The 21,320-nt window shown below is 41.8% G+C and carries 17 protein-coding genes and 2 pseudogenes; 14 read left to right on the top strand and 5 right to left on the bottom strand.

Annotated features, from left to right (window positions below):
• The first annotated feature begins 257 nt into the window (after nt 1-257).
• The 4 genes from HUN22_RS02155 to HUN22_RS02140 all read left to right on the top strand — a co-directional run bounded on the left by HUN22_RS02155 (nt 258) and on the right by HUN22_RS02140 (nt 4,651).
• A complete protein-coding gene (locus HUN22_RS02155) occupies nt 258-1,217 on the top strand; it encodes a metal-dependent hydrolase (RefSeq protein ID WP_174726325.1) in 960 nt (319 codons plus the stop codon).
• A gap of 65 nt (nt 1,218-1,282) precedes the next feature.
• Nucleotides 1,283-2,116, top strand: a complete 834-nt coding sequence (locus HUN22_RS02150) for an SDR family NAD(P)-dependent oxidoreductase (protein WP_174726324.1) — start codon at nt 1,283-1,285, stop codon at nt 2,114-2,116.
• 22 nt (nt 2,117-2,138) lie between these two features.
• The gene (locus HUN22_RS02145) at nt 2,139-3,662 is read left to right on the top strand and encodes a flavin-containing monooxygenase (RefSeq protein WP_174726323.1); all 1,524 of its coding nucleotides are present in this window, start codon (nt 2,139-2,141) and stop codon (nt 3,660-3,662) included.
• Between the two features lie 113 nt (nt 3,663-3,775).
• Nucleotides 3,776-4,651 carry a class I SAM-dependent methyltransferase gene (locus tag HUN22_RS02140; RefSeq protein ID WP_174726322.1) on the top strand — a complete coding sequence of 292 codons (876 nt, stop codon included), beginning with the start codon at nt 3,776-3,778 and terminating at the stop codon, nt 4,649-4,651.
• A gap of 11 nt (nt 4,652-4,662) precedes the next feature.
• Here HUN22_RS02140 and HUN22_RS02135 read toward each other — a convergent pair whose 3' ends face one another.
• Nucleotides 4,663-5,676 (bottom strand): AraC family transcriptional regulator, encoded by a 1,014-nt coding sequence (locus HUN22_RS02135; protein WP_174726321.1) that lies wholly within the window; start codon nt 5,674-5,676, stop codon nt 4,663-4,665.
• Between the two features lie 135 nt (nt 5,677-5,811).
• Here HUN22_RS02135 and HUN22_RS02130 point away from each other — a divergent pair, with 135 nt between their 5' ends.
• The 4 genes from HUN22_RS02130 (at nt 5,812) to HUN22_RS02115 (ending at nt 10,861) form a co-directional block, all read left to right on the top strand.
• The gene (locus HUN22_RS02130; RefSeq protein WP_174726320.1) at nt 5,812-7,299 is read left to right on the top strand and encodes a flavin-containing monooxygenase; all 1,488 of its coding nucleotides are present in this window, start codon (nt 5,812-5,814) and stop codon (nt 7,297-7,299) included.
• A 44-nt stretch (nt 7,300-7,343) separates the two neighbouring features.
• The gene (locus HUN22_RS02125; RefSeq protein ID WP_004702834.1) at nt 7,344-8,198 is read left to right on the top strand and encodes an SDR family NAD(P)-dependent oxidoreductase; all 855 of its coding nucleotides are present in this window, start codon (nt 7,344-7,346) and stop codon (nt 8,196-8,198) included.
• A gap of 71 nt (nt 8,199-8,269) precedes the next feature.
• Nucleotides 8,270-9,163, top strand: coding sequence for an alpha/beta hydrolase (locus HUN22_RS02120; protein ID WP_174726319.1), 894 nt, complete (start codon nt 8,270-8,272; stop codon nt 9,161-9,163).
• A 27-nt stretch (nt 9,164-9,190) separates the two neighbouring features.
• Complete coding sequence (locus HUN22_RS02115; protein ID WP_174726318.1) at nt 9,191-10,861, top strand: GMC family oxidoreductase; 1,671 nt, start codon at nt 9,191-9,193, stop codon at nt 10,859-10,861.
• Nucleotides 10,862-10,925: 64 nt separating this feature from the next.
• Here the strand turns inward: HUN22_RS02115 and HUN22_RS02110 are convergent, their stop codons facing one another.
• The 3 genes from HUN22_RS02110 to HUN22_RS02100 form a co-directional block, all read right to left on the bottom strand.
• Entirely contained in the window at nt 10,926-13,124 is a 2,199-nt protein-coding gene (locus HUN22_RS02110; RefSeq protein ID WP_174726317.1) for an OsmC domain/YcaO domain-containing protein, read from the bottom strand.
• Between the two features lie 252 nt (nt 13,125-13,376).
• Nucleotides 13,377-14,657, bottom strand: coding sequence for an OprD family outer membrane porin (locus tag HUN22_RS02105; RefSeq protein ID WP_217488039.1), 1,281 nt, complete (start codon nt 14,655-14,657; stop codon nt 13,377-13,379).
• 31 nt (nt 14,658-14,688) lie between these two features.
• A complete protein-coding gene (locus HUN22_RS02100; RefSeq protein ID WP_174726316.1) occupies nt 14,689-16,035 on the bottom strand; it encodes an MFS transporter in 1,347 nt (448 codons plus the stop codon).
• Nucleotides 16,036-16,525: 490 nt separating this feature from the next.
• Here HUN22_RS02100 and HUN22_RS02095 point away from each other — a divergent pair.
• Both HUN22_RS02095 and HUN22_RS18075 read left to right on the top strand, forming a co-directional pair.
• Nucleotides 16,526-16,759, top strand: a pseudogene (locus tag HUN22_RS02095) (SUMF1/EgtB/PvdO family nonheme iron enzyme); the annotation flags it as partial.
• Nucleotides 16,760-16,761: 2 nt separating this feature from the next.
• Nucleotides 16,762-17,025 (top strand): annotated as a pseudogene (locus tag HUN22_RS18075) (OprD family outer membrane porin); the annotation flags it as partial.
• 212 nt (nt 17,026-17,237) lie between these two features.
• Here the strand turns inward: HUN22_RS18075 and HUN22_RS02090 are convergent.
• Nucleotides 17,238-17,735 carry a winged helix-turn-helix transcriptional regulator gene (locus HUN22_RS02090; protein ID WP_174726315.1) on the bottom strand — a complete coding sequence of 166 codons (498 nt, stop codon included), beginning with the start codon at nt 17,733-17,735 and terminating at the stop codon, nt 17,238-17,240.
• 228 nt (nt 17,736-17,963) lie between these two features.
• Between HUN22_RS02090 and HUN22_RS02085 the strand changes: the two genes are divergently transcribed.
• The 4 genes from HUN22_RS02085 (at nt 17,964) to HUN22_RS02070 (ending at nt 21,166) form a co-directional block, all read left to right on the top strand.
• Nucleotides 17,964-18,947 (top strand): MBL fold metallo-hydrolase, encoded by a 984-nt coding sequence (locus HUN22_RS02085; protein WP_174726314.1) that lies wholly within the window; start codon nt 17,964-17,966, stop codon nt 18,945-18,947.
• Between the two features lie 8 nt (nt 18,948-18,955).
• Entirely contained in the window at nt 18,956-19,849 is an 894-nt protein-coding gene (locus tag HUN22_RS02080) for an alpha/beta hydrolase (protein ID WP_174726313.1), read from the top strand.
• Nucleotides 19,850-19,909: 60 nt separating this feature from the next.
• Nucleotides 19,910-20,320 (top strand): hypothetical protein, encoded by a 411-nt coding sequence (locus HUN22_RS02075; RefSeq protein WP_174726312.1) that lies wholly within the window; start codon nt 19,910-19,912, stop codon nt 20,318-20,320.
• Nucleotides 20,321-20,545: 225 nt separating this feature from the next.
• Entirely contained in the window at nt 20,546-21,166 is a 621-nt protein-coding gene (locus HUN22_RS02070) for a flavin reductase family protein (RefSeq protein WP_174726311.1), read from the top strand.
• Nucleotides 21,167-21,320: the final 154 nt, after the last annotated feature.

The following is a 21,320-nucleotide window of genomic DNA, read 5'->3' as shown; positions in this document are numbered from 1 at the left end:
ATTTACCCGAATTGAATCCGAACATAATGTCAGATTAATATGAAAAAATTAAAGAAGAGTCATTAAGTAGCTCTTGTCTACATCGACCCTTCTTTCCGTTATTCAGCCAAATAATCAAACAAATAACGGAGCAACAACACCGTAGTCAATGCAGAGAATCATCTGTTTTTGAAAATGGAATTTTATAGTGCTTTGTTGATCATTGAGTTTATTGATTTTCATCAAAATGCACCACTACTTTGCCTCAGGGTGTCGCCATGATCTCGACCGCAGTTAAAAAATCATTCAAAAAACTTACATTTCAGCGTGAAATTGAGTTACCGGATTTTTCTAGCAAAAGCTCAATTCCAATCCGACATTTAAATATTGGTTTTGATGGAAAGGAAATTGATGTCAGATTCTATATGGACAACCAATTTGCTACTTTGTTTTTTGCCACACTTTCGGTGTTTTTAACCTATGGTGAAGATCTAGTGATTGAAACCGCTCGTCATCACCGTGAATTTATTAAAGATCCAATATTAAAGCAGCGAGTAACGTCGTTGATTGGCCAAGAAGCAATTCACTCAAAATTGCACAATGAATATAACGATGCCCTTCAAGATGCTGAATATCCTGTTGCATTATATCGTTTTCTTGGCTCGAACTTCTTTAAATATGTTTTCTTAAAGTTCCCACAGCCACTCAAATTATCAATGATGGCGGGTATCGAGCATTTTACTGCAGTACTTGCTGAATACATGATGAAGCATGAAAAGAACTTTTATTATTCAGATGATGCAAAAAGCCGTGCTTTGTGGATGTGGCATATGCTTGAAGAATCTGAGCATAAAGATATCGCCTATGATGTCTATCAACTTTTAAATGGTAGCTATCCACTGCGCGCTTCTGGTTTCTTCCTTGCGCTATTTACAATTTTAGGTTTAATCCCTGCGACTACATTATTTGTGCCTGTGTTAAGAAAGCCGCAAGAGATGCTGACTTTAAAATTCTGGAAAGATGCTCGTCGCGGTGTAGGCTTAATCTTTGGTCCAAAAGATGGCGTTTTTGGCAGTACGATTGGTCAAATTCTTGATTACTTACGTCCAGACTTCCATCCAAATGATCATGATACGACTGAATATCTTGAGTATTACAAACAGAAATTACTGAACGAAGGCGGCGCGATTGCACCTTACTTTGTTAAAGAATTTACCCCACCAGTACGCATGTCTTAATCGTCCCGTATTTCCAGCTATCGAACAGATAGCTGGTATCTCTTCAAGCTATTTATGGATGAATCATGATTTTATTTGGCAAAAAGAAAGTTAAACCAAGCCAAAAAGCTTATGCAGTAGTGACGGGTGCAGGCAGTGGGATTGGTCGAAGTTTTGCAATTGAACTGGCAAAACGTGGTGGCAGCGTAGTGTGCGCGGATATTAATGTCGAAGCTGCAGAAGAAACTGTAAAGTTAATTGAACAGTTAGGACAAAAAGCATTTGCTGTAAAGTGTGATGTTGGGCAAGCAGAACAAGTTCAGGCTTTGGCTGATCAAGCTGAACAGTTACTTGATCATCCAGTAACACTCATCATTAATAATGCGGGTGTGGGATTGGGTGGTAAATTTGATGAACTCAGTCTAGAAGACTGGAACTGGGTCATGAATATTAACCTTTGGGGTGTCATTCACGGTTGTCATGCCTTTGTTCCAAAGTTTAAAAAGCTAGGTTACGGTGCGATTATTAATGTGGCATCTGCAGCATCATATACGGCTGCACCAGAAATGACCGCGTATAACGTGACTAAAGCGGGTGTGCGTGCGCTTTCAGAAACGCTTTCAGCTGAACTGCATAAGTTTAATATTAAAGTGAATGTACTCTGCCCGACGCTGGTTCCAACCAATATCATTAAAAATGGTCGAATTCCAGGACGCTATTCAAAGCTTGCAGACCATGCACTGATGAACTATGCCCTCACCACGAGTGATAGTGTAGCCAAATTAACACTGAACCGCCTTGATCAGAATGAGCTTTACACCATTCCTCAAATCGATGCGAAGTTATTCTGGCTCATGAAACGTGCATCACCAAACTTGTATAACAAGTTCCTTGGCACGTCTTACAAATTATTTAAATAAGAAATTTATAGGTAGTACGCATATGACTGCTCAAATGAAAACAAATGCTTCAGCAAAAAAAGCTGTCAAATCACCAAGCCATATTTTCGATACTTTTATTGTGGGTGCGGGCATTTCAGGGATCGCTGCTGCCATTCGCCTAGATCAAGTTGGTTATACCAATTATAAGATTATTGAAAAAGCTAGCCGCGTGGGCGGAACATGGCGTGAAAATACCTACCCAGGTTGTGGTTGCGATGTCCCTTCTGCTCTTTATTCTTACTCATTTGCACCTAGTGCAAAATGGAGCCATTTATTTGCGCGCCAACCAGAAATCTTAAGTTATCTGGAGGATGTGAGTAACGAATTTAATGTTACCTCTAAAATCGAATTTAATAATGAATTGCTGAACGCAGCATGGGATGACTCACGCCATGTGTGGGTACTTGATACCACGACTGGCCAATATTTATCTAAAACTGTTATTTTCGCTACAGGTCCAATTACCGAAGCTCAAATTCCACGTCTTGAAGGTTTAGAAACATTTAAAGGCGAGATGTTCCATTCGGCTAAATGGAACCATGATTATGATTTGACAGGTAAACGTATTGCCGTGATTGGTACGGGTGCATCTGCGATTCAGTTTGTGCCACAAATTCAACCAAAAGCGAAAGAGCTTTTTGTATTCCAACGTACAGCACCTTGGGTATTACCGAAACCAGATACAGACTTGGGCGAATTTAGTAAATCAGTCATTGCTAAATATCCGTCTATTCAGGCGAGCTGGCGTAAAAGTGTAGCGTTAACGCTGAATGCGATTAACTTTGGTTTACGTAATCCACTTACCCTAAAACCAGTCAATGTATTGGGTAAGCAATTACTTAAATTACAAATTAATGACCCTGTGCTGCGTAAAAATGTAACGCCAAACTTTGATATTGGTTGTAAACGTATTTTATTCGCTAACAACTACTACCCTGCACTACAAGCACCAAACACGACCCTGATTCCTCATGGTTTAGTGAAAGTTGAAGGCAATACAGTGGTTGCTGCCAATGGTGAACGCCACGAAGTTGATGTGATTATTTGGGGTACAGGCTTTGAAGTATCTCACCCACCCATTGGTAAACGTGTTCACAATGAAAAAGGTCAATGTTTACAAGATATATGGAAAAGTAGTTCACCAGAGGCTTACTTGGGGACCAACATTGAAAATGTACCAAATGCATTTTTAGTTTTGGGTCCTAACGTATTGGTCTATGACTCTTTCATTGGTCTGGCAGAAGCACAACTCGACTATATCGTAGATGGCTTATTGAAAATTAAAAACAAAGGAATTAGCAAATTAAATGTTAAATCTGATGTGATTAAAAAGCATAATGATTTAGTGCAAAAGCACTTACAAACGACTGTATTTAATAGCGGCGGCTGTAAGAGTTATTACCTTGATGCCAACGGTCGTAACTTTGCCGCATGGCCTTGGTCATTGAAAAAACTTAAACAACGTTTGAAAAAAGTAGATTTGAAAGATTATGAAGTAACGTATCAAACGACAAAAACTCACTAATTTGTAATTTCGATCAAATCAGGTGTAAGAAAGAGGCAGTGTATTTTAGGTTTTCATGAAATACACTGCCTTCTTCGTTGAATATCTTCAAGAAATAAAAAAACAGGATAAAGATGAAAGAAGGTCAATCTAGTCGTACCGCCGAAGCTGCTGCTGCATTACGGGCCAATCATTTTCAAAATACGAAGAACCCTGTATTTTCAGACCCTTATGCTTTTGAGTTGACCAGTAAGGGCTGGAAAAAAGTGCTCTCTAACCCACTGATTGTTAAAGTCATGAATTCTTCGGTTTTAAACCGCACTTTAGGTTTACTTACTGGGCAAGTGGTCGGACGCTCTCGTTATGCCGAAGATTTACTTAATCTTGCAGTTCAACAAAATACTCAACAATATGTGTTAGTAGGTGCTGGCCTAGACTCTTTTGCACTACGTGAATCACACCATTACCCTACTTTGAAAATTTTTGAAGTGGACCACCCTGATACTCAAGCGGCCAAACAAGCCAAGCTAAAAAAGTTAGGCAATATTCCTACTACTGTTGAGTTTGTCGCGATTAACTTTGAAAAAGAGTCTATTTCAGAAGCTCTGACCAGAAGTATCTATGATTCATCCGCTCCTGCATTTTTTTCATGGTTAGGCACAACGCACTATTTAAACCCGCAAACGACCTTACAAACCTTAAAAAGTATTGCAGAATTTGCTGCAAACGGTAGTGAAGTGGTACTCGATTATTCAACCGATTTTCAGGAATTAAACGGTATTGAGCGACTTGGAAGCATGGGTGTTGCACAATTTACCTATTTGCTGAAAGAACCTTTATTGGGTCAATTTAAACCAAAAGATTTACATCAAGCCGTGGAGCAGATGGGATTTGAAGTCGTCGAAGATCTTTCAGGTGAAGCCATTACTGAGCGATATTTTAATGCACGAATTGATGAAATTCGCCACACCTCAGCAACGCGTTTATTACATTTGCGTTTAAAGAAATAAAGATAGTTTGATTATTGGTTATTTAGCCGCATGGCATGAGGTGTTTTCCCATGCCATCTTTTATAAGCATGAATAAAACTGGCAGGTTCTGCATAACCTAGCCACTCGGCAATCTGCTCAACCGAAGATTTTGGTAATATCAAATATTGTTCAGCTAGAACCTGTCTAACCTCTTCACGGATCTGAATAAAAGTCATCCCCTCTAATGCCAAATGACGGCGTAGGGTCCTTACATTTAAATGCAATCGGTCAGCGACTATTTCCATAGAGGGCATTTCCCCTCGCACATTCATCAATTGCTGTTGCACTAAGGTTGTAAATTTATTTTGTGATTGGCGTTTCTCTAATATTTGACGGCACTGTTCTTCGGCTGTATGCAGCACCAAATCATTTGCCATAAGTAGCTTTTGATCTACTTTTTGCGGATCGAGTAAAACAAAGTTCTTAGCCGCCCCAAACTCCGGCAGAATTCCAAACAAATAGATATAGGGTTGTACCTCAGCTTTAGGCTGGAAAGTGAAAGCCATATATTGACAAAAATTATCATGTACCAAGTCCCGTTGCACCGTAATGAGTGCAGCGGCATCACGTTCAATAATGAATTGACGCACTGATAAAGGAATATCTTGCTCATCAATTTCGATGCGAACGCCCTCTAGCGTATCAGATACATCAAAGCGGGTAAAAGCAAAGGTTAAGGTAAAATAGGTCAAGGCCAAATCTAATGCTTCGCGAATGCTTGCACTACTCATGAGGGCCATACCTAATGGTCCAAATGTGGTGAAATGATAACGCGTGCCCACTTCTAAACCTAATGTAGGTCTGTCTCCTAGCTGCTCAACCAAGTTCTGAATTAGCTGTAATTCCTGATAGCCTGTCACCACCATATTAGGGTCAAGTAATTGTTGTTGGCTAAGCCCAGTCCCTTGCAAAATTGTCTGATAAGAAATGCCTGATTCCACCGCAAAATCAGCCATTAACCGAACGCTATGTACACTGCGTTCAAAAGCCCATGCATACTTCACTGTATTGCTCAAAATGTCCTCGAATCACAATATTTTGTCCTCATCCATCCTCTAAATCAAGTTAATAAACGTCTATTCTGCATACAGGAAATTGCGATCTTTTCGCCCACTGTTTTTAAGGATTTAGAGCAGCCTATGTTTAATTCGACGTCTAATTCAAATAAAAATGTACGTATCGCTATTATAGGTACTGGTTTCGGAGGCTTAGGTTTAGCCATTCGACTCAAACAAGCAGGTTTTAAACAATTTACTCTATTTGAAAAAGCTGCCGATGTCGGTGGTGTCTGGCGTGACAACACTTATCCGGGCGCTGCATGTGATGTGCCGTCACATCTTTATTCTTTTTCTTTTGAACAGGAACTAGGCTGGAAAAATCGCTACGGAACCTCTCAAGAGATTTATCAATATTTACGCCACTGTGCAGATAAATATGATATTCGTCCGCATGTTCAATTTAATACTGAAATTGCCAGTGCTGAATTTGATGCTTTGCAAGGTGTATGGCACATTCAAAGTACGACTGGTGAACAGTTTGAAGCTGAGTTTCTAGTCGGTGCGGTAGGCCAACTCAACCGCCCTGCTTATCCAAAACTTAAAGGTAGTGAAAACTTTAAGGGTAAGGCATTTCACTCAGCGCGTTGGGACCACGATTATGATTTAACTGGCAAACGTGTTGCAGTCATTGGCACAGGTGCAAGTGCAATTCAGTTCATCCCTGAAATTGCAAAACAGGTAGCACATCTAGACGTTTATCAACGTTCGGCACCTTACGTGATTCCTAAACCAGATCGGGTTTACCAGCCTTTAGAAAAAAAAGCTTTCCGCAAACTACCGATTTTGCAAAGTCTAGACCGTGCTTTGCAATATGGACATCATGAAATTCGCCTTCTTGCTTTTACAACTTCTTTAAATGAAATGCCTTTGGTGGAATATTTATTTCAGCGTCACATCCGTAAAGTCGTTAAAGATGGGAAGCTGCGCCACCGCTTAATGCCGGATTATCCAATTGGTTGCAAACGTATTTTAATTTCTAACCACTGGTATGAAACACTGACTCAACCTCATGTCGATGTGATTAATACGGGCATTCAAGAAATTACTGAAAATGGAATTTTAGATACGGAAGGAAATCTGCGTGAAGTCGATACCATTATTTATGGTACGGGCTTTGCCGCAACAGAATTTATGGCACCCATGCAGATTACAGGTCTTGATGGTCGTACCTTAAAAGACACATGGAAAGATGGTGCAGAAGCATACCTTGGCATAACTGTGAGCGGATTCCCTAACTTCTTTATGCTCTATGGACCAAATACCAATCTTGGTCACAACTCAATTGTGTATATGATTGAAAGCCAAGTGAATTATATTTTAGATGCCATCCAGACAACTCTACAAAACAAACTCCTGTTCACTAATGTTCGTGCAGAAGTTCAACATGAGTTTAATCAAAGCATTCAAGAAAAAATGAAAAAAACTGTATGGACTCAAGGTTGTACCAGTTGGTATCAAACTGCTGATGGTAAAAATACCAATAACTGGCCAGGCTTTACTCTTGAATATCGTCAACGTACTCGTCGCTTCGATGTTGAAAACTACACTCAGGTTTCGGCTATTTCTTAAACAAGCTTCACCATAGGAAATGAGAAAAATAAACGGAGAATTTTATGAAGTCTTTTAAAAATAAAGTCGCAGCTGTGACAGGTGCTGGTTCTGGTATTGGACAAGCACTTGCTATAGCACTCGCAAAACAAGGTTGCCATCTGGCACTTTCTGATATTAGTGAAGCCGGGTTAGCCAAAACAGTCGAGCTGTTAGCACCCTATTCTGTCAAAGTCACCACTCAAAAAGTTGATGTGGCTAAACGTGATGAGGTTGCAACTTGGGCAAAGGCAGTGGTAGATGAGCATGGCCAAGTTAACCTGATTTTTAATAATGCTGGTGTCGCAATAGGGAGTACGGCTGAAGGTGTGAGCTATGAAGATCTTGAATGGCTGATTGGTATTAATTTTTGGGGCGTGGTTTATGGCACCAAAGAGTTTTTGCCTTACTTAAAGCAAAGTGGTGATGGGCATATTATTAATATTTCTAGTATGTTTGGCTTAACAGCTCAACCAACACAAAGTGCTTATAACGCCAGTAAATTTGCCGTACGTGGCTTTACCGAGTCTCTACGTCAAGAACTTGATATGCAAAATGCTGGTGTGAGCGCGACTTGTGTGCATCCGGGTGGAATTCGTACCAATATTGCCAAAGCTGCCCGCATGAATAATAGTGTCCAGTCTTTAGGAATGGACCCTCTAAAAAGTCAGGACGCTTTCGATAAATTACTTCGTACCCCTGCTGATGATGCAGCTCAACAAATTTTAGAGGCTGTTCGTAAAGACCGTCGCCGTTTACTTATTGGAGCCGATGCAAAAGCCGTTGATGTGATTCAACGTATTCTTCCGCAGGGTTACCAAAAGATTTTTGCAACTGCGACTGCCTTGCAAACTCGCCTACTCAACAAATCAGCAAAATAAAAATAGTGGTCAGCATGCTCCTAATTTTAGGAGCATGCTGACTGTCATTAGGCTTAGTATGAGTCCTTATTATGAAGCAGCTTCTTGCATGGACCATCCGTACCACGCTACGTCCAGCTTTATCCCCTAAAACACCACTAAAGCTTCAGCGTTTTTGTAGCGATGCAGCCAGTGCAATTGTGCTTGGGCCACGTGGATATCAAACAAAAAAGCAAACCATTGCTCAAGTACCGACAGTCCATATTCAGCCTAAAACGACTAAATCAGGGCTCGGTATCTTGTATTTACATGGTGGTGGCTATGTGGTTGGCAGCTCTAAAAGTCACACTAAGCTTGCTGCTCAAATTGGACATGCAGCTCAGGCACAAGTCTGGTTAGCTGAATATCGTTTAGCACCAAAACATCCAAGCCCTGCTGCTATTGAAGATAGCATTGCAGTCTATAAAGCTTTACTTGCTCAAGGACAAGACCCGAAAAAACTTGTGGTTGCTGGGGATTCTGCGGGCGGTGGATTAAGCTTAAGCACGGCAATTGCTTTACGGGATGCAGGTTTACCATTACCAGCGGCATTAGTTTTACTTTCACCTTGGGTAGACTTAAGCCTTTCTGGAAGCACGATGAAAACGCATGCTATTCAAGATGCAATGCTGTCAGAGGACTGGTTAGCTTGGTGTGCAAATAACTACTGCGGCCAAAAATTGCTAACCGATCCAACCTGTTCTCCACTCTATGCTGACTTAACTGGTTTACCGCCTATCCTAATTCATGTCGGTACCGAAGAAGTTTTATTGGACGATGCAAAACGTCTCGCTGAAGAAACCGAAAAGTATGGTATTCCGACGAACTTAAGGGTTTATGACCGAGTCGGACATGTTTTTCAATTCCACGCGGGTATACTAAACGAATCTAATGACTCGATTGAGCGCATTGGGCAATTCATTGATAAACATACACAGTCAATATAAAAATATCGCCAGAGAGGAGTCCTCGGCATGACAACAAACAATTATGACTATGATTACCTCATTATTGGTTCAGGCTTTGGTGGTAGTGTTTCTGCTTGCCGTCTAACCGAAAAAGGCTATTCAGTTGCGGTAATGGAAATGGGGCGACGCTGGGAAGCTAAAGATTTTGCAAAAAATAACTGGAATACAAAACGCTGGATTTGGCGCCCAGGCATGAAACTTTTCGGTTATTTCAACATGCGTTTTTTTCGCCATGTCACCATTATTTGCGGGAACGCGGTAGGTGGTGGCTCAATTACCTATGCAAACACCCTACTGGTTCCACCTGAACATATTTGGGATGAAGGCACATGGGCCGATGCGGCGGACTGGAAAAATGAAATGCCACAGCACTATGCTGAAGCCGAACGTATGCTTGGGGTGACGGATAATAAAATTTTCGGTCCTGCCGACCATATGCTTAAAAAAATGGGCGATGCAGTTGGTGTTGGGCATACGTTTAAACCGACTCGTGTTGCAACGTTTTTTCCACCCGAAGGTGAAGAAGGTGGCAAGACCTACCCTGACCCGTATTTTAACGGTGAAGGACCAGACCGCGGAACCTGTACCGCATGTGGCGGCTGTATGACAGGTTGCAAACACAACGCAAAAAACACCTTAGATAAAAACTATTTGTACTTTGCTGAAAAAAATGGTGCCAAGGTTTATGAAGAAACCAAAGTTGTTGACGTTAAACCACTCAATGGTAAAGCCGATGGCAGCGATGGCTATGAAGTCACTACCGAATGCTCAAGCTCATGGTTTAACAAACAGCGTCGTACATGGCATGTTCGTAACGTAATTTTTTCGGCATCGTCGTTGGGCACGCAAGAGATGTTGTTCCGCTTAAAACAGTCCGGTTCTCTGCCAAATATTTCTGATGATTTGGGTAATCGGGTTCGTACTAATGCCGAGTCGATTTTAGGTGTTCGCTTTTTTGGTAAAGATGTCGACATGAGTAAAGGTGTTGCCATTGGTTCAAGTATTTACATTGACCATGACACTCATATTGAAGCAACTCGCTACCAAAACGGTTCCGATGCAATGGGTCTCATGTGTACTTACATGGCTAAAGGTAAACCGGGTTGGACGCGTATCTTTTTTTGGTTATGGGCACTTATTTGCCATCCATTTATTTTCCTTCGCATGAGTAACCCTGTCAGTTTCGCGCGTCAAACCTTAATTTTCTTGGTGATGCAAACAGCTGATGCCTCCATCAACATGCGCTTGAAACGTAATTGGTTCTGGCCTTTTGGCAAAGTATTATCGAGCGAAGGTAAAAAGCTACCTGTGTATATTCCGCAGGCAAATGCTTTTACCGAAAAAGTTGCCAAAATGTTTAATGGTCATCCAATGACGACTATTACCGAAATTTTGTTTAATGTACCTTTTACAGCCCACTGTATGGGTGGTTGCGCAATTGCTTCAAGCCCAGAGCGCGGTGTGGTAGATGGACAAAACCGTGTCTTTAACTATAAAAACTTATACGTTGTAGATGGTTCAATGTTAGGTGCAAATTTAGGGGTTAACCCAAGTCTCACCATTACAGCTCTTGCAGAACGCGCAATGTCTTATATTCCGGCTAAACATACTTTGGATGAGCAACAAGGTTATAGAGCAGATGCAGAAACCATAGAAATCACCGAAGCTTCTGCTTAAACTGCGAGTTGTTTTATAAAAAAAGCCTATTTAAAAATAGGCTTTTTTTCTTTCGCTTGTTAAATTACATCGCCACGGCTTTAGCACGAGCTGCATGCAATTTTTTATAGCTCTCGATCAGACGTAAATGGCGATCAAGTCCTTCTAGTTTCATACTTGTTGGTGTTAAACCATAGAAACGAACGCTACCATCGACAGAACCTAATACTGCATCCATTCGTGTATCACCAAACATACGACGGAAATTCGTAAGGTAGTCTTCAAGCTCTAATTCTTCATCTAACATCACTTCAAGCACCACGTTCATGCACTGATAAAACAAGCCACGCTCAACAGTGTTGGTGTTATATTGCAAGTAAGTTTCTACAAGCTCTTTTGCTTCTTCAAACTGTTGTAAAGCTACATAAATCAGCAATTTCAGCTCTAAGATTGTTAGCTGTCCCCAAACTGTATTGTCATCAAATTCGATGCCAATGAGTGTGGTGATTTCTGTGTAATCATCTAACTCACATTCTTCTAAGCGTTCAACCAATGCTTCGAGTTGTTCATCATCCAAACGATGCAGATTTAGAATATCTTCACGGAATGAAAGTGCTTTATTGGTATTATCCCAAATCAAATCTTCAACGAGATAAATTTCTGAATAATCCGGTACTAAAATACGGCAAGCTGTCGCACCTAAGTGCTCGTATACTGCCATATATACTTCTTTGCCCATCTCTTCGAGAATACCGAACAATGTTGCAGCTTCTTCTGCATTCGACTCTTCGTCTTCTCCAGAAAAATCCCATTCAACAAAGTCATAGTCAGATTTAGAACTAAAGAAGCGCCAAGAAACCAAACCGCTCGAGTCAATAAAGTGCTCAACAAAGTTGTTCGGCTCAGTGACCGCATTACTTTGGAAAGTCGGTTGAGGGAGATCATTTAAGCCTTCGAAACTACGGCCTTGAAGTAACTCAGTCAGACTGCGTTCTAACGCAACTTCAAAACTTGGATGCGCACCAAAAGATGCAAACACCCCACCCGTACGCGGGTTCATTAAAGTCACACACATTACAGGGAACTGGCCACCTAACGATGCATCTTTAACTAATACAGGGAAACCTTGCTCTTCTAGACCTTTAATACCAGCAACAATACTTGGGTATTTTGCTAATACGTCTTCAGGAACATCTGGAAGTGCAATTTCACCTTCTAAAATTTCACGTTTAACAGCACGTTCAAAAATTTCTGACAAGCATTGAACTTGTGCTTCTGCCAAAGTGTTGCCCGCACTCATACCATTACTTAAGTACAAGTTTTCAATTAAATTTGATGGGAAATAGACAACTTCACCGTCAGACTGGCGCACAAAAGGTAGCGAGCAAATACCGCGCTCTACGTTGCCTGAGTTGGTGTCATATAAATGTGTGCCCAATAACTCATCATCTGGGTTGTAAATCTCAAGACAATATTCATCTAAGATTTCTTTAGGTAATTCACCATTTGGACCCGGTTTAAACCATTTTTCATCTGGATAATGCACAAATTCAGCATTGGCAATATCTTCACCCCAGAACTGGTCGTTATAGAAGAAGTTACAGTTTAAACGCTCAATAAACTCGCCTAATGCAGACGCCAAAGCACTTTCTTTAGTTGCACCTTTACCATTGGTAAAACACATCGGAGACTGTGCATCACGAATATGTAATGACCATACATTCGGGACAATATTACGCCAAGACGCGATTTCAATCTTCATACCCAAATTTGCCAAAATAGCTGACATATTGGCAATGGTTTCTTCTAATGGCAGGTCTTTACCTTGAATATAGGTATGGCTTTCTGAAGTTAGGCTTGGCAATAACAATGCTTGTGCATCTGCATCGATACTTTCAACTTCTTCAATAATAAATTCAGGACCCGTTTGAATCACTTTTTTAACAGTACAACGGTCAATCGAACGTAAAATACCTTGACGATCTTTCTCTGAAATATCAGCTGGTAATTCAATTTGAATTTTAAAGGTTTGCTTATAGCGGTTTTCAGGATCAACAATATTATTTTGCGATAAACGAATATTATCAGTTGGGATATCTCGAGCGGCACAATACACTTTTACAAAGTACGCTGCGCACAATGCTGACGATGCTAAAAAGTAGTCAAATGGGCCCGGTGCCGAACCGTCACCCTTGTAGCGAATTGGTTGATCGGCAATTACCGTAAAGTCATCGAACTTAGCTTCCTGTCGAAGATTGTCGAGATAATTAACCTTGATTTCCATGCTGGCACCTAAATATTTTTATGTGTCAGCACAGACACATAAAATTCTAAATATTGAAAAATAAGCCGAATCACAGCGAAGAAATTGACTTAAAAAAATGAGAGATTAAAGCCATGTGTTTAATGAACGACTCAATTGGCTTTAATAAGATTGGCGGTATTATAGAGGGATTTTGTGCAGTTGATAACTAAAGTTAAAACATTGCTGCTCACAATGTTTTAACTCGTCTTTAATTTAGTTAAATATTGAACGTTAAAATTTAAAGGTATAGTCAACATTCAAACGCGTTTCATTTGCCGAATGGAATGTCATATTGGTAGGCATATCATTACGGTAGTGAGAAAAACGAGCTCGCACACCTAAGCCTTTTAACTTACCTTCAGGAATTTTATAGCCTAAATCAAATTCCATCGACTCTTCTTTAAAACGCTGATCGCCATATTGCAGTAAATCAATGTCTTCACCTTTTGCATAGCGAGTCATAAAACGTAGTCCGTTTAATGAAACATCACCTACCCGTGCATTTTTAAAGTCATATTCATAACGAATCGAATAGACTTTTTCGTCTTTATTTGAATAGTCCGAACTCATAAAATCAAGCACGACTGGACTTTCAGTTCCCGACAAAAATGGTAAACCAGTCGAACCAAACGACTGCATATAGCCCAAAGAAACAGTATGATTTTGATAATTCAAACCAAATAAGCCATTAATATGTCGGTTATCAACTTCTCCTATTTTTTTACTTCCAGTTTCTTCACTATTAAAAAAACGCACATCACTTAAAAAGTTAAGCTGGTCATTTAAAGGCTGTTTGCCGTTAAATCCCAAAAATTGTTGCTGGTAAATGTCATTGAGTTCGGCATGATAAGCACGTAGACGATAGTCCTTTAACTGATAACTTCCTCCCAATGTATAAAAAGAATCGGTTGTTGCCGCCTTGTCGAAACGATGGTTAATATTGTCCGTTCCAACATCGGTATAACGAATCGAATCACGTTGACGCACTTCATCGACATAAAATCCTTCGAGTTGAAGATTTGGAATTTCATTTGAAACAAAACGGATACCGCGATAAGTCTGAGGGAACAAACGAGCTGGCGATGAAAATATAGTCGGTAATTGTGGAACTAAATCCCCCACAAAAAGCTCATTTTTTCTAAATTTAGCCTTCCCTGTAATACCTATTTTTCCATAATAATCATCACGCGAGTTATCGGTATTCACTGGTAATAAGCCACTACGCGCATAGTCATCAGCACGGCTTCCCATCAGGTTAAAACCCGCCATTGCCAGCACATCTACACCGAACCCAACTGTCCCTTCGGTATAACCAGACTGTCCTTTAAAAATTAAACCCTGCGCCCAATCTCTGGCCGCGGTATAAGGATATGGATCTTTTTTATAGTCTCGGTCAAAGTAAAAATTACGTAGTGTCAGCTCAGCTTTACTATCTGCAATAAACTCGGCATGCACAACTTGACTAAATAATGGGCACAAGCATACCCCCACCCACAATGGTGTCTTTTTCATTTTTTATCTCAACTATTTAATTTTTAATGGATTAAGGTGCTGTTTTAAGAGAGTAGTTTTGCTCTTTTTGACTGCGGTAAAAAGCATTACCTAAACTTAAAATCAGGAAAATAGCCAAAATAAAGACCACACCGTAATAGGCATACAGTGTTGCGGGTGCTATACCTTTATCCAGAAAAATGCCTGCGACCGTTGGCGATAAAATTGCCCCAATTCGTCCAAAACCAATGGCATAGCCCACGCCACGACTACGGATTTCAGCATCATAAATTGTTGGAGAAATCGAATATAAACCTGCCACACAGCCATTAATAAGTGTGCCAAGCAATAACCCCACCATGAGTGCAATGCTGACTTGAGATGAGACTGCGACAAATAGGAAAACACATGCCGAGGTTAGTCCTAAAAACAAACTTAAGGCATAAAAGATTTTCATACGTGATGCCAATAAACCAATAATGGCTGCCCCGAAAATACCGCCAATACTAATCAAAATACCGGTACTTACACCTTGTTGTGGCGACATCCCCATTGAAATAAGAATTTTTGGCGTCCAGCTCATCACGAAGTAAAAGCCAAACATCACTAAAAAGAATGCAAACCACAAACAAAGTGTTTGAAATCCAAGTTGTCCAGCAAATAATTTGCCCAGTTCACTACCATTTTGCGTGCTGATTTTTTCATAATGCGGCATAACTGGCAGTTGGTTAAGCCCCATACGATTTACGGTTGCATTAATTCGTTCTAGTGCTTGTTTTGGTCGTTTCGCAAGTAAGTAATCTAAAGATTCTGGTAATAACCATGCGCTAATGAGTAGCATTGCAATGGTAGTAACGCCACCTGCTAAAAAGATTGAGCGCCAACCTAAATGTTCAATCAAAGCCAGTGACAGCACTCCACCAAGTGTCGCGCCAATTCCATAACCTGTAGACATTAAGCTCACTGCGAGACTACGCCAACGAGCATTTGCATATTCACTCGCCAACACATTACTGCTGGCAAGAATCCCACCTACCCCAATTCCGGTAATAAACCGAAGTGCTGCTAACATGCCGTGGCTTTGTACAAAAGCACAGCCCAACATGCTAAGACCTGCAATCACAAGACAGACTAAGATGAGTAAACGACGGCCGATTTTATCGGCTAAAGGTGCGAGAAAAATTGAACCGGTAGCCATTCCAAAAAGGCCTGAACTGAGTAATAAACCAATTTGTGCCCCTGAAAGTGACCATTCCGCAGACACGGATGGAGCGGTAAAAGCCATTACCATCACGTCAAAGCCATCAATAATATTAAGACAAATACAGATCAAAATGACGAACCATTGGTAGCGGCTCATGTTGTTTTGATTGATCTCACTTAGAACGTCTCTTTCCATTTGTGTATCTCCCTTGGATAAGACATACACACGACATTGCTAATATGAGCGATTGGGTGGTTATGCACATCCGTATCCATAATGACCTAGAGGAATATTTGTTTTTTGAGCATCCTGCTCTTTTTCTATACTGAATATTTGGATCCAAAAAATCAACTAAAATTATAAATGAATTATTAAAAATTATATAAATGCATAAATTATATAAGTATAAAATTATTAAAAACATAAAATTAGAAAGCTTAAATATCTTTATGGATCCATATTAAAAAATCTATTATGATCGATTCCAGAGCATTTTTTAGCCCAAAAAGCTCAGTTTATTTCCAGGAAATGCAAGATGCATTTATGAAACTTCAAAGGATTGTTGCTATGAAACTCAAAAGAGTAAGCCAGCTTACATTGGGACTTTTTTTGCCGATGCAGAGAAGCAAGGCGGTACGGCTATGTTTGTACAACCCCAGTATCCAGCCAGTTGAAGAATTACAATGGTAATGTATGGGAATGGACACAAACATCCTACACAGAACCAAGAGACCACCATATAAGAGATCCGTCAAAATATCAGCAAAGTCATGAACAGATTTTGCAATACACGATTAAAGGTGGGTCTTATTTATGCTCAACCAATTATTGCGCGCGTTATCGTGCTGCCGCTAGGCATCCACAGGAACTCGACCTTGCAACCAGCCATGTCGGATTTAGGACAGTAAAACAGATTTAAAAATGAAATATATTTTTATTTATAGGATTTTATTCTCAAGGACAGCCCCTGCCTTCTTTTTAACCAACAGTACAGTAGATCCTAATTTTCAAAATACGCTCACACTAAAAATATTCAACTTTGAAAGACATCATAAAAACAATACTAGTCCTGACACTCATTGCCTAATCTAAGGCTTGATCTATCATGGTGACTGGTCAACCAAGCTTAATGATGTACAGCTACACCTCCACCCCAGTATTCAATATGCCTATTGCTTAAAGGCCTAATTAATGGTCCTTAACAGTGTTCAAACATGCATGATCCACGAAGTCACAACAGAGCCCGACTACCGTGTAAAAATCAAGATTAACCAAGTATTTTTGATTCGTTGTGTAATTCAGGTTCAAATTAGGCTAATAGTTGAGAGTTCCATCTATTCACCAAGATTCATAACTCTCACTATATCCTGCAAATCAGCATTCGCACGTATAAACGATTAGGTCCTAAGCAGAATAGCTATTGCCTTCTGATTATCAGCCCAAGACTCATCAGATGTTGAACACTCCGGACGTGGTATACCGAGATGAAGATAACGTAGTTCATCCATAAAGGCATTCCAAAGTGACGGACCACCCTTTTCTAAAATCTCAGCACGCAAAGACGCTTCTTTGCTCGGATTTGTATGTCGAAGCCCCCAGGCGGCCATATGTGCTAACAGAGGAACTAACTGTATGGCCTCTTCGGTTAAGCTATAGATAAATTTTTGCTGATGATTCGGATCTGGACAGCGTGTCAGAAGATTAGAGGCTGTTAAATGCTTCAAACGGCTTGCAAGGATGTTCGAGGCGATGCCCTCTTTGTTTTGCTCCAGCAGTGTTCCATAGCTTCGCCTATTTTCAAACATGACATCGCGGATAACGATTAAGCTCCAGCGGTCACCGATTTGTTCAAGTGTCAGATTGATCGGACAACCCGATCGTCTTGTCTGTAACACAGGTGTTTTCCCTTTATTTCACTTTTCCACTTGCATTATGCAAGTTATAGAAGTAACCTTCAACCACTTGCAAAGCACAAGTGGTTATATTTTTTGCTAGCTCAAAGAAAAATGTCCATACGTGCAATTAGAAAGGTGGCAACAACAATATGCCTGGATGAGTTGGCGTCCCGCTAAAGATCATGACGTATATATAAATGCCCCATTACATAATAGTTAGGAAATGCTATGAAATTATCGAACCTTACTTCACGTACTGTGCTAGCTGTATCATTAACACTTACTAGTACCGTTGCTGTTGTAACACCCGTTCAAGCCGCTGCACCAATGCAACACAAACAGGTTCCAGGCTTCTATCGCACTATGATTGGCGATTATGAACTCACTGCTTTGTATGACGGTGGCGCTAGTATTGACTCAAACCTCCTGCATGGTGACCCGAAGCTCATTCAGTCCCTTCTAGCACGCTCCTTCCAAAATGACCCCAAGAATGTTTCTGCCACTGTTCAAGGCTATCTCGTAAATACTGGTTCTAAGCTAGTTCTCATTGATACTGGCGCTGGAGGACACTGGGGTCCCGCTGCATTAGGCAAACTCGTGCAGAACTTGAAGGCATCTGGTTATAAACCAGAGCAGGTTGATCTAGTGCTGTTAACTCATCTTCACGGTGATCATGTTGGTGGTATCTACAAGGATGGGAAACGCGTCTTTCCGAATGCCACTGTGATGATGAACAAAGCCGATGCCGACTTCTGGCTATCAAAGGAAATTATGGCTAAGGCTCCCGAAGATGCAAAAGTTTTCTTCAAAATCGCACAGGATGGTGCTGCGCCTTACATCGCAGCAGGTAAATGGAAGCCTTATACCAGCATGGACCAAATCATCCCTGGTATTACACCATATGCTATTCCTGGCCACACGCCTGGTCACACAGGATACATGATTTCTTCTAAAGGTGAGTCATTGCTGGTCTGGGGCGATGTAGCTCATGTTGGTGCAGTCCAAATGCCTCATCCAGAAATCAGCATTGTCTTTGACTCAGACAGCGCATCGGCTGTCAAAACACGTGAAGACCTTCTTGTGAAACTCGCTGCGGATAAAACGATGATTGCCGCAGCCCACATGCCGTTCCCTGGCCTAGGCCGTATTCGCAAGGCCGACACTGGTACTGGCTACGACTGGGTGCCAGCAACTTTTCTTGATTTGAAGTGAGCAGAACTATGACCTACGATTCATCTTCCATCCGCAAACTCCGCGAAGCGATGTTCGCCTTCGAACTTGAGCATCCCGTTAGCAATATCGAGACGCTCCGTTTAAGTATGGAGTCAATCCCTGAAGCAAACCCGCCAGCAGCGGACCTAATAGCAGAGCCGATTGAGCTCGGTGGTGTAGCTGCGGTGGCAATTACGGCTCCCGGCGCATCTAAAGAACGTATTATCTACCATCTCCATGGTGGAGGCTGGGTGGCTGGTTCTCCTGCCTCGCATCTGGGCATGCTCGGAGAGCTTTCTCGGGCAGCAAAGTCTCAGGTCATCGTTCTGGACCATTCAAAAGCCCCCGAACACCCATTCCCTGCATCCTATGACGAGTCGATCCGTGGCTACGAGGCTATACGTGCGCTTGGGAAGCCGTTCGCTATTTCTGGAGATTCCAGTGGCGGCGGCATGGTTGTCAATATTCTTGCCTATGCTTCCTCGAAGGGTCATAAAGACGCACGAGCAGTTCTACTCATTAGCCCATGGGCAGACTTAACGCTGACGCTACCATCGTTAACGCAGTTGGCCGATCGCGACCCAATGGTAAATATAGGTGCGATGCGGGAAATGGTCGAAGCTTACGCAGGAAACCATGATTTGAAGGATCCGATCATCTCGCCAATGTTCGCAGACATGCACGGCTTTCCTCCATTGCTCATCCATGTAGGAAGCGATGAAGTACTTCTCGATGACGCGCTTGAAATTGACCGCAAAGTACGTGCAGCTGGTGGCGAGTCACACCTTGAGGTTTGGGCGGAAATGCCACATGTTTGGCATATTCAAACAGCATCTTTGCCTCAGGCGCATGACGCATTGCAGAGAGCTGGTGAATTTCTCATAGAGCATCTTGAAAAATAAAAACCGCAGACATGTTCTGAGGAATATTGAAATGACTACTGACCAACTTAGGAGATTCTAATGACTACTGACATCAACTCGCTGGGAACAGCATGGATGCAAATCGTCAAGAAGAAAGGAACGAACGATTTCGCCAATTCATTCACTGCTGATGTGACCCTTCAGACTTCGGCCCTCAGCAAGGCCGTGGTTGGCTCAACACTTATTGGAGCATTCTTTACAGCAACGAGCACAATGTATGAAAACTTCGTGTTCACTGCAGAGACGGTTGACGGTGCTAAGACATACCTTGAATGGGATGCCATCCACGGTGGCAAGCCGATCACCGGCATCACCATCCTCACTCGGAATGAGACTGGCCTCATCAACAACATCAAACTCTTTCAAAGTCCTTTTCCCGTTGTTCGTGAATTCTCATCGGGCCTCAAGGAGCAGCTTGAAGGAATACTCGGTCAAGACTTCTTTAGTTAAGGATAAATCTGCCCTGTTCTTGAAAACAGGGCAGCAAAATTGACTTGAAACGGATGTCTTGTTCTTTTATCTGGCGTAGGACTTACGTAGCTCCGATCTGAAAACCATTCCCTGAACAGGTTCGGGATATGAATATAATAACCTTCGGCTCTGGTGTTGCGAACGCACACCGAGCTAAAGGCAATGGAAACCGCGTTCCTTACACCTGTTTAAAAAGAGGAAACTATGACTGACTGGCATTCTTATGACCCGGCGCAAGGGCATTCTCTGCGTCACGATCCGCTTAACGCTATCGTCGCTCCGCGACCAATCGGCTGGATCAGTACAGTCTCTAACAACGGAGTGCACAACCTTGCGCCCTATAGCTTCTTTAACCTGTTCAACTACAAGCCACCTATCATTGGCTTTTGTTCGCTTGGTGAGAAGGACTCACTCGCCAACGTGCGTGAAACTGGTGAGTTTGTATGGAATCTGGCGACTCGAGAGCTCGCCGAAGCAATGAACACCTCCTCTGCTATGGTGCCTATTCAAGTCGATGAGTTTGAGTTGGCTAATCTGGAGGCATTGCCCTCTGACAAGGTTCGGCCATCACGAGTAGCTGCTAGCCCAGTGCAGTTCGAGTGTGTAGTCACTCAGATCATACAGCTTAAAGCACAAGACGGCATGAGACTGCCAGCTTGGCTAGTGTTAGGTGAAGCAGTAGCAATCCATATTAACCGACAACTAATCAAAGACGGAGTGTACCAAACTGCGAAGGCTCACCCGATCCTGCGAGGAGGCGGCCCCGCTGACTACTTCGAAATCGGTGAAGAGCAGCTCTTCACGCTTGAACGACCAGGTAATTAACTTGGCATAAAGTACGTAAGAGATTCATCACCTACCACCTAATGGCATCTGGAAGCTTTTCGTGGAAATCCATTCCTATCTGCTAAGCAAGCTTGACGTCAGATCGCCGATTATCGGCGCGCGATGAGTTTCATTGAAAGTCATCGGTTTATGG

The organism is Acinetobacter lactucae (genome assembly GCF_013344765.1).
Taxonomy (GTDB): domain Bacteria; phylum Pseudomonadota; class Gammaproteobacteria; order Pseudomonadales; family Moraxellaceae; genus Acinetobacter; species Acinetobacter lactucae_A.
The sequence above is the reverse complement of the archived record's forward strand: the minus strand, read 5'-3'. Positions and strand labels throughout refer to the sequence as shown.